Source organism: Pseudomonas sp. NDM, from assembly GCF_003105095.1.
Taxonomy (GTDB): Bacteria; Pseudomonadota; Gammaproteobacteria; order Pseudomonadales; family Pseudomonadaceae; genus Aquipseudomonas; species Aquipseudomonas moraviensis_A.
Genome location: NZ_QETJ01000182.1, coordinates 1 through 8,839, shown reverse-complemented (window position 1 = coordinate 8,839; position 8,839 = coordinate 1). Strand labels below are relative to the sequence as shown.

Here is an 8,839-nt window from a genome sequence, read left to right as displayed (position 1 = left end):
GGCAGCTCCTACAGGGTTTTGTGTACACCTGTAGGAGCTGCCGAAGGCTGCGATCTTTTGTTTTTGGGCTGTTAAACCTTGAAGCGGCCCACCAGCATCTGCAGATGCGTGCCCAGCCGCGCCAGCTCAACGCTGGAGGCCGCGGTCTCTTCACTCGCCGCCGAGGTCTGATCCGACACATCGCGCACGTTCAGCACACTGCGGTTGATCTCTTCGGCCACGGCGCTCTGCTGCTCGGCGGCTGCGGCGATCTGCTGGTTCATCGCCTGAATCGCCGAGACGGTGCGGGTGATGCTTTCCAGTGAGCCACCGGCACGCCGGGTCAGTTCGACGCTGCTGTCGGTGAGGCTGCGGCTGTTGTCCATGATCGTCGCCACTTGCTGAGTGCCGTTTTGCAGGCCGACGATCAGCTCTTCGATCTCTTCCGTGGACTTCTGCGTGCGCTGGGCAAGGCTGCGCACTTCGTCGGCAACCACCGCGAAACCACGACCCGCTTCACCGGCACGGGCGGCCTCGATGGCGGCGTTGAGCGCCAGCAGGTTGGTTTGCTGGGCCACCGACTTGATCACGTCGAGCACGCTGCCGATCTTGTCGCTTTCGCGCTTGAGCTCGCCCATGGCTTCGGTGGAATGACCGACCTCGACCGCCAGGCGCTCGATCTGCGCGATGGCTTCGCCGACCACCTTGTCGCCCTCACGGGCCTGTTGGTCGGCGGCGACAGCGGCTTCCGAAGCTTCTTCAGCGTTGCGCGCGACTTCCTGCACGGTGGCGGCCATTTCGTTCATGGCGGTGGCGACCTGATCGGTCTCGACCTTCTGATTGTTGACGCCGGCGCTGGTCTGCTCGGTCACGGCCGAGAGTTCTTCGGCGGCGCTGGCGATCTGTGTGACGCCGTCGCTGATGCCACCGATCAATTCGCGCAGGCCCTGGGTCATGCTTTGCATCGAGCGCTGCAACTGGCCGAGTTCGTCGCGACGCAGGGAGACCAGATTGTGAGTCAGGTCGCCGGCCGCCACGCGTTCGGCCACTTTCAGGGTCTGGGTCAGCGGAATGATGATTTGCCGAGTGATGATCCACGCTGCCAGCAGACCGAACACCAGCGCCAGCACGGTGGCGATCAGCAGCATGTTCTTGGCGTGGGCAGCGTCAGTGTCGCGCACCACGGTTTGCGATTCGGTGAGTTTCTTGCTGAGCGCCATGAGGATGTCGCCCTGAGCCGCCATGTTCGCCAGTGCGGCAGTGTTTTTCACCTGCGAGTCACGGAACTGAGCCACGGCTGCACGATAAGCCTTGAGCGAGTCGGTGGCTTGCTGCAGGTTGGCGATGTGCTGCTCCGGCACGCGGGTCGGCAGGCTTTCGAGGTTTTTCAGGGCGTTGTCGATGGCGGTCAGCGCCGGTTGCTCGGCGTCGGCCTTGCCGCTGTAGGTGTAGCCGCGCACTTGATAGCGCGCTTGCTGGAGCAATTTGCTCAGCTCGATCACCGCGTTGTACTGCGCGACGCTGTCGCCCTGCAGCAGTGCACTTTCGACTTCGCCAACCCTGGCCACAGCATTGTCGGCGTTGGCGCCCAGCTTGCTGCGCGCATCTTCACGCTGCACGGTGGCCTGGGTCATTTCGCCGAAGGCGCGCTTGTATTCGGCAACCGCAGCCAATTGCTGGTCGACCATCGCCACATCGGACGGCTGCTCGATCATGCCGCGTGCCGATTGCAGACCGCTTTCGAGTTTGTTGAGGAATTCGTTGACCGCGCCCGGGCCCTGTTCGCCACGGCGCATGTCGTAGTCCATGCGCGCCAGGCGCAGGTCTTTGGTCAGCTCATTGAGGCTCGAGATGAAGCCGAGCTTGTCGCCGCGGCTGATGATGCCGCTCATGCCGGTCCAGCCGGTGAAAGTGATCAACAGCGTCAGTAACAGCACCAGGCCGAAACCGATGCCCAGCTTGCGTTTGACGCTGACGTTTCCAAGACTCTCGGCTAACCAACGGTACATGCGACCACTCCCTTCGGACCACTAAAATTGGACTTATAGGGGCTGTATCGGCTGGCTGATGGCAATCTGTAACGCCACTTGTCCGTGGTTGTCGCGATTCTGTGGCGAGGGAGCTTGCTCCCGCTCGCCGGCGCAGCCGTCGTAACACCGGCAAGTGCGTTGCTCGTGAGAGAAAGAGCGATGGCCGCTTCGCGCCCAAGCGGGAGCAAGCTCCCTCGCCACAAAAGTTGCTTGGCTCAGAACAGGCGCGCGAGCAGTGCGGTGACGGCGGTTTCGACGCGCAGGATGCGCTCGCCCAGTTGCACCGGTTGCAGGCCGGACTTGGCCAGCAGATCGATTTCGTAGGGAATCCAGCCACCCTCGGGGCCGATGGCCAATGTCACCGGTTCGCTGAGGGCGCGGGGGCAGGGCGGGTAGTTGCCGGGATGGCCGACCAGACCGAGGGTGCCGTCGGTGATTGCCGGCAGTCGATCTTCAACGAAAGGCTTGAAGCGCTTCTCGATGACGATCTCGGGCAACGCCGTATCGCGGGCCTGTTCGAGGCCAAGAATCAATTGCTCACGAATCGCTTCCGGCTCCAGAAACGGTGTCTGCCAGAAGCTTTTCTCCACGCGGTAACTGTTGACCAGAATCACCTTGGCCACGCCCATGGTCGCAACGGTCTGGAACACCCGGCGAAGCATTTTCGGCCGGGGCAGGGCCAGTACCAGGGTCAGCGGCAGCTTGGCCGGCGGTGGCTGATCGAGGCTGACACGCAGTTCCGCTTCGCCCGCCTCCAGGCGCAGCAACTCGGCCGAACCCATCAGCCCGTTGATGCGCCCGACACGCAGGCTGTCGCCCACTTCCGAGCGATGGACTTCCTGCATATGGGTCAGGCGGCGATCGCGCAGGATCACGCGGTCCGCCGCAATGAAATCGGCCTCTTCGAGCAGCAGCAGGTTCATGCCTGGGTCGCTGGCGGCTGATCGTTGTGATCGTCGGCCGGCGTTTCGTCCGGGCGTTCGCGCTTGCTGACCAGCGCGCCGAAGAGGATGCCGATCTCGAACAGCATCCACATCGGCACGGCCAGCAGGGTCTGCGAGAAGATGTCCGGCGGCGTCAGGATCATCCCGACCACGAAGCAGCCGATGATCACGTACGGACGGATCTTCTTCAGGTATTTGACGTCGACCACGCCGATCCACACCAGCAGCACCACGGCCACCGGAATCTCGAACGCCACGCCGAAGGCGAAGAACAGCGTCATGACGAAATCGAGGTAGCTGGCGATGTCGGTCATCATTTCCACGCCGGCCGGGGTGGCGGCGGCGAAGAACTTGAAGATCAGCGGAAAGACGAAGTAATAGGCGAACGCCATGCCGATGTAGAACAGCAGGATGCTGGAGATCAGCAGCGGTACCGCAACTCGTTTTTCATGCTTGTACAGGCCTGGCGCAATAAAGCCCCAGATCTGGTGCAGGATCACCGGAATCGCAAGAAACAGCGAAACCATCATCGTCAGCTTCAGCGGCGTCAGGAATGGCGACGACACGTCGGTGGCGATCATCGTCGCGCCGACCGGCAGGTACTGGCGCAGCGGCGTCGAGACGAAGGTGTAGATCTGCTGGGTAAAGGCGAACAGCCCGGCAAAGATAATGAAGATCGCCGCCACGCAACGCAGCAGGCGGGTGCGCAACTCGGTGAGGTGCGAAACCAGCGGCATGTGCTGGTCGTTTTCCGGAAGATCGCTCATGGGGCTCGCGGCGGCAAAGTGGTGTCGTGAGGCGCAGGTGTAGTCGGCGCGGCGGTGGGAGCTACGTGTTCAACCGATGTGTGCGCGGCAACCGGCGCCGGTGCTGGCGGTGTTACAACCGGTGCAGGTGCAGGTGCAGGTGCAGTCGGAGCGGAAGCGCTGTGAATTGTCTGCTCGCCCACATGCTCTACCGGCGTCGGCTCCTGCTGGTTCGGATTGAAAATCTTCCGCGCCTCCTGCTCCAGCGACAGAATATGTTCGTTGTGCAGTTGCCGACGGATCTCGTCGGCGCCGATTTCACGTTCAACTTCCTGCTTGATCGCGTTGAAGCTGCGCTTCAGGCGTCCGACCCACAGACCGGCGGTGCGCGCAGCGCCCGGCAGACGCTCGGGGCCAAGCACCAGCAGGGCAACGAGGCCGACGAGCAGCAGTTCAGAGAAGCTGATACCAAACATTAGTCAGTGCTCACACGTCTTTGCGGATCGGCTCTTCGACTTTTTGCGCCTGCACATCGATGGTGTGCGGCGGGTTGGCCTGAGCGGTGGTTTGCGGCTGCACCGGTGGCACTGGCTGCGCCGGCGGGGTCACGTTCGGCTCGGTCGGTTTTTCGTCGTCATTCATGGCTTTGCGGAAGCCCTTGATTGATTCACCAACGTCAGTACCGAGGTTTTTCAGTTTCTTGGTACCGAACACCAGCACCACGACAATCAGAATGACGACCCAGTGTTTCCAGTCAAAAATGCCCATGTGGCGATTCCTCTCTAAAAATTGTTCAGGCGGACGGACGCGAGGCTTTCTCGACGTGTCCGGACAGGCCGAAGCGACGGTCCAGTTCATCCAGCACGGCCTGCGGATGCTGCCCCAGTTGGGCGAGCATGACCATGCTGTGGAACCACAGGTCGGCGGTCTCGTAGATCACATCACTGCAGTCGCCGCTGATCGCGGCATCCTTGGCGGCAATAATGGTTTCGACCGACTCTTCGCCGACTTTCTCCAGAATCTTGTTCAGCCCCTTGTGATACAGGCTGGCGACATACGAACTGTCGGCGGCTGCACCTTTGCGCTCTTCGAGCACTTCAGCCAGACGGGTGAGTGTGTCACTCATGTTTGTGCCCTGCGGAATAAATGGCATGCGGGTCTTTCAGAACCGGGTCGACCGTTTTCCAGTCGCCGTTTTCGAAGACTCGGTAAAAGCAGCTTTGACGGCCGGTGTGGCAGGCGATGTCGCCGATCTGTTCAACCATCAGGATGATCACGTCGGCGTCACAGTCCAGACGCATTTCATGCAGAGTCTGCACATGGCCGGACTCTTCGCCCTTGCGCCACAGCTTGCCACGGGAACGTGACCAGTAGATTGCACGATTCTCCGCTGCGGTCAGTTCCAGCGCTTCGCGGTTCATCCAGGCCATCATCAATACGCGCCCGGTCTTGTGATCCTGAGCGATCGCCGGCACCAGGCCGTCAGCGTCCCACTTGATCTCGTCCAGCCAGTTTTTCATCTTCAGTTCCTGAAAAGCAGCTTCGAGTTTCAAGCTTCAAGCTGCAAGTAAAAGCAGGTTGCGGTGTACCTGTGTCGTCAAGCTTGCAGCTCGCAGCTTATAACTTGCAGCCGATTCGTGCTATCGGCGAACGACCAGATACAAGCCGACCGCCACCATGATCCCCGCGGGCCAGTGCGCCCAATCGGTCAGCGGGCCACCAGCGGCGAGGGTCGCGCCGCCGGCCAGATGCGCGCAGCCGAGCAGGCGCAGGAACCAGTCGTCCTTTCGTTTGTGCCACGGCGGCGGCGGGTCTTTGGCATGGGGTTGCGACATGCGCTCGAGCAGGTCGCGGGCCATGTTCGACAGGTGCGGAATCTGCTCCAGCTGGCTCTGCACGTTGCCCAGCAAGGCTTTCGGGCTGACGCGCTCGCGCATCCAGCGCTCGAGAAACGGCTGCGCGGTGTTCCACAGATCCAGATCCGGATACAGCTGGCGACCGAGGCCTTCGATGTTCAGCAGAGTCTTCTGCAACAGCACCAGTTGGGGCTGCACTTCCATGTTGAAGCGGCGCGCGGTCTGGAACAGGCGCATCAGCACCTGGCCAAATGAAATATCTTTTAACGGTTTTTCGAAGATCGGTTCGCAGACGGTACGGATCGCCGCTTCGAATTCATTGAGTTTGGTTTCCGCCGGCACCCAGCCCGAGTCGATGTGCAACTGCGCGACACGGCGGTAGTCACGCTTGAAGAAGGCGAACAGATTGCGCGCCAGATAATCCTGGTCTTCCGGGGTCAGGCTGCCGACGATGCCGCAGTCGATCGCAATGTACTGCGGGCTCCACGGGTTGACGGTGCTGACGAAAATGTTGCCCGGGTGCATGTCGGCGTGGAAGAAACTGTCGCGGAACACCTGCGTGAAGAAGATCTCCACACCGCGCTCGGCAAGCATTTTCATGTCGGTGCGCTGGTCGGCGAGGGTCGCCAGGTCAGTGACCTGAATCCCGTAGATGCGCTCCATCACCAGCACTTTCGGCCGGCACCAGTCCCAGTAGACTTGCGGCACGTACAGCAGCTGCGAGCCTTCGAAGTTGCGGCGCAACTGGCTGGCGTTGGCCGCTTCGCGCAACAGGTCGAGTTCGTCGTAAATGGTTTTTTCGTAATCCTGCACCACATCGACCGGGTGCAGCAGGCGCGCGTCAGCGGAGAATTTCTCGGCAGCACGGGCGAGGATGAACAGCCACGCCAGATCTTGGGCAATCACCGGTTTCAGGCCAGGGCGAATGACCTTGACCACCACTTCTTCGCCGCTTTTGAGCTGCGCCGCATGCACCTGCGCCACCGAGGCCGAGGCCAGCGGTTCAACGTCGAAACGGCTGAACACTTCGCTGATTTTCTTGCCCAGCTGTTCTTCGATCAGCTTGATCGACACCTGCGAATCGAACGGCGGCACGCGGTCCTGCAGGAGCATCAGCTCATCGGCGATGTCTTCCGGCAACAGGTCGCGACGGGTCGAAAGGATCTGCCCGAACTTGATGAAGATCGGCCCCAGATCCTGCAACGCCAGGCGCAAGCGCGCGCCACGGTTGAGCTCCAGCGGCTTGCGCGGCAGCCAGCGCCACGGCAGCAGAAAGCGCACGGCCAGGAGAAACCACGGCAGCGGCAGATCGAACAGCAGGTCATCGAGGCGGTAGCGGATCACGACGCGCTGGATGCGCAACAGACGGCGGACGGCAAGCAGCTTCATGCGTTATCGCTTGGGTCGAGGGATCGGGAAAGGCGCTCGAAACGCGCCTCGAGTCGTTCCAGATCAAGTTTGATCCGGTCCAGTTCGCTGAACCGCGCTTCGGCTTCGCGCTGCCCGACAAGGGTGCGTGATTCTTCGGCGAGGTATTCGGCAAGATTCTGGTTGAGGCTGGCAAATCCTTGTTGATACCAGCGCGCGCGGCTGCGCAGATGACCACCGAGCAACTGCGTGGCGACCGGACCGAGCCAGCGCGAGAGTTCGTACTCCCAGTCCAGCTCGAGGTCTTGCAGCACACCGGCCAGCTCCAGCAACACGCCGCTGTCGCCATCGATCTCGACTTCCGGAGCGTGCAGCACGGCGGTCTTGTCTTTGCTCAGGGCCAGTTTCACCAGGCTCGAGGCCGGTGCGCGCAATGTGCAATCGACGTCCGCCGCCCACTGTGAAGCCAGCATCAGGCCTTCGTCGCTGGGCAGAATGAACAGTTGCAGGGCCGGGCTGCGGCAATCGACGGCAATCACCTTGCCGGTCAGATGCGCCAGGCGCGGCAGCGCCGTGCTGTCGAGACGCAGCACCCGGTTGAGGCCGAGTTCGACGCTGGCGAGCAGCCCGGTCAGCAACATCAGGGCTTGATGCCGCGGTGCAGGGCGACGATACCTGCGGTCATGTTGTGATAGGTCACGCGGTCGAAGCCGGCCTCGACCATCATCGACTTCAGGGTTTCCTGATTCGGGTGCATGCGGATCGATTCGGCCAGGTAGCGGTAGCTTTCCGAGTCATTGGTGATCAGCTTGCCCATCAGCGGCATGAAGGCGAACGAGTAGGCGTCGTAGGCTTTGGACATCAGCGCATTGGTCGGCTTGGAGAACTCCAGCACCAGCAGGCGTCCGCCGGGCTTGAGCACGCGCAGCATCGAACGCAGCGCGTCCTCTTTGTGCGTCACGTTGCGCAGGCCGAAGGCGATGGTCACGCAATCGAAATGGTTGTCCGGGAACGGCAGCTTTTCTGCGTCGGCCTGGACGAATTCGACATTGCCGGCAACGCCGAGGTCGAGCAGGCGATCACGGCCGACCTTGAGCATCGATTCGTTGATGTCGGCCAACACCACTTGGCCAGTCGGGCCGACGAGGTGCGAGAACTTGCGGGTCAGGTCGCCGGTGCCGCCGGCGATGTCGAGCACGCGGTTGCCGCTGCGCACGCCGGAAAGCTCGATCGCGAAACGCTTCCACAGGCGGTGCATGCCGCCCGACAGAAGGTCGTTCATCAGGTCGTATTTCGCGGCTACGGAATGGAAAACCTCAGCGACTTTTTCCGCTTTCTGGCTTTCCGGAACGTTTTTGAAGCCGAAGTGAGTGGTGGGTTCGGCATCGCTGCCTTTGCGCTGATCAGTCATATCGCTGTCACCAAAAGAGAATGCGCGACATTCTAATCCCCAAGCCATGCTTTGTCTTGGAATGGCTAAAGGTAAGATGGGCAACCTTCGGGACGATTTGCCGCAGATGCGGTCAAGATTCCACGTCAGCCATTCAATCATCAGGAGTCATTCCATGGCCAAAATCAGTGTTGAGCGCGCCCACACCCTGGGCAAGGAAGCCGCCCGCGAGAAGGCCGACAAACTGGCCAGGAAACTCAATGAACAATACGGCCTGGAGCCGCAGTGGTCAGGCGACACCCTGAACCTCAAGCGCTCGGGCGTGAAAGGCGCAGTGCATGTGGCGGACGATTCGATCAGGGTCGACGTCGAGCTGGGCCTGATGATGTCGGCCATGAGCGGCATGATCAAAGCCGAGATCGAAAAAGCCCTCGATAAAGCCCTGGCCTGAAACACGATCCCCTGTAGGAGTGAGCCTGCTCGCGAAAGCGGTCGGTCAGTCAAATTGTCTGTGACTGACAGACCG

At 61.3% G+C, this 8,839-nt stretch carries 11 protein-coding genes and 1 pseudogene; 1 reads left to right on the top strand and 11 read right to left on the bottom strand.

Annotated elements, in window-relative coordinates; genetic code table 11:
* Positions 1-71: 71 nt before the first annotated feature.
* The 11 genes and pseudogenes from DCO47_RS27640 to ubiE form a co-directional block, all read right to left on the bottom strand.
* Positions 72-785 (bottom strand): methyl-accepting chemotaxis protein, encoded by a 714-nt coding sequence (locus DCO47_RS27640; RefSeq protein ID WP_371262571.1) that lies wholly within the window; start codon positions 783-785, stop codon positions 72-74.
* A gap of 141 nt (positions 786-926) precedes the next feature.
* Positions 927-1,871 (bottom strand): annotated as a pseudogene (locus tag DCO47_RS27635) (methyl-accepting chemotaxis protein); the annotation flags it as partial.
* 353 nt (positions 1,872-2,224) lie between these two features.
* The gene (locus tag DCO47_RS23510; RefSeq protein ID WP_116659025.1) at positions 2,225-2,932 is read right to left on the bottom strand and encodes a 16S rRNA (uracil(1498)-N(3))-methyltransferase; all 708 of its coding nucleotides are present in this window, start codon (positions 2,930-2,932) and stop codon (positions 2,225-2,227) included.
* Positions 2,929-3,720, bottom strand: coding sequence for a twin-arginine translocase subunit TatC (gene tatC, locus DCO47_RS23505; protein WP_016772075.1), 792 nt, complete (start codon positions 3,718-3,720; stop codon positions 2,929-2,931). Before tatC ends, DCO47_RS23510 begins: the two co-directional genes overlap by 4 nt.
* Entirely contained in the window at positions 3,717-4,175 is a 459-nt protein-coding gene (gene tatB, locus DCO47_RS23500) for a Sec-independent protein translocase protein TatB (RefSeq protein WP_116659024.1), read from the bottom strand. Before tatB ends, tatC begins: the two co-directional genes overlap by 4 nt.
* 10 nt (positions 4,176-4,185) lie before the next feature.
* Positions 4,186-4,467 (bottom strand): twin-arginine translocase TatA/TatE family subunit, encoded by a 282-nt coding sequence (locus DCO47_RS23495; protein ID WP_039756649.1) that lies wholly within the window; start codon positions 4,465-4,467, stop codon positions 4,186-4,188.
* Positions 4,468-4,492: 25 nt separating this feature from the next.
* The gene (locus tag DCO47_RS23490) at positions 4,493-4,825 is read right to left on the bottom strand and encodes a phosphoribosyl-ATP diphosphatase (protein ID WP_007909355.1); all 333 of its coding nucleotides are present in this window, start codon (positions 4,823-4,825) and stop codon (positions 4,493-4,495) included.
* A complete protein-coding gene (hisI, locus tag DCO47_RS23485; RefSeq protein WP_007909357.1) occupies positions 4,818-5,219 on the bottom strand; it encodes a phosphoribosyl-AMP cyclohydrolase in 402 nt (133 codons plus the stop codon). The genes DCO47_RS23490 and hisI overlap by 8 nt, the downstream gene beginning before the upstream one ends.
* A gap of 120 nt (positions 5,220-5,339) precedes the next feature.
* A complete protein-coding gene (ubiB, locus tag DCO47_RS23480) occupies positions 5,340-6,944 on the bottom strand; it encodes a ubiquinone biosynthesis regulatory protein kinase UbiB (protein WP_064363295.1) in 1,605 nt (534 codons plus the stop codon).
* Positions 6,941-7,564, bottom strand: coding sequence for an SCP2 domain-containing protein (locus DCO47_RS23475; RefSeq protein ID WP_116659023.1), 624 nt, complete (start codon positions 7,562-7,564; stop codon positions 6,941-6,943). Before DCO47_RS23475 ends, ubiB begins: the two co-directional genes overlap by 4 nt.
* Entirely contained in the window at positions 7,564-8,334 is a 771-nt protein-coding gene (gene ubiE, locus DCO47_RS23470; RefSeq protein ID WP_039756654.1) for a bifunctional demethylmenaquinone methyltransferase/2-methoxy-6-polyprenyl-1,4-benzoquinol methylase UbiE, read from the bottom strand. The genes DCO47_RS23475 and ubiE overlap by 1 nt, the downstream gene beginning before the upstream one ends.
* Before the next feature lie 154 nt (positions 8,335-8,488).
* On the opposite strand from ubiE, the gene DCO47_RS23465 reads away from it, so the two are divergent.
* A complete protein-coding gene (locus DCO47_RS23465) occupies positions 8,489-8,764 on the top strand; it encodes a polyhydroxyalkanoic acid system family protein (RefSeq protein ID WP_042608680.1) in 276 nt (91 codons plus the stop codon).
* Positions 8,765-8,839: the final 75 nt, after the last annotated feature.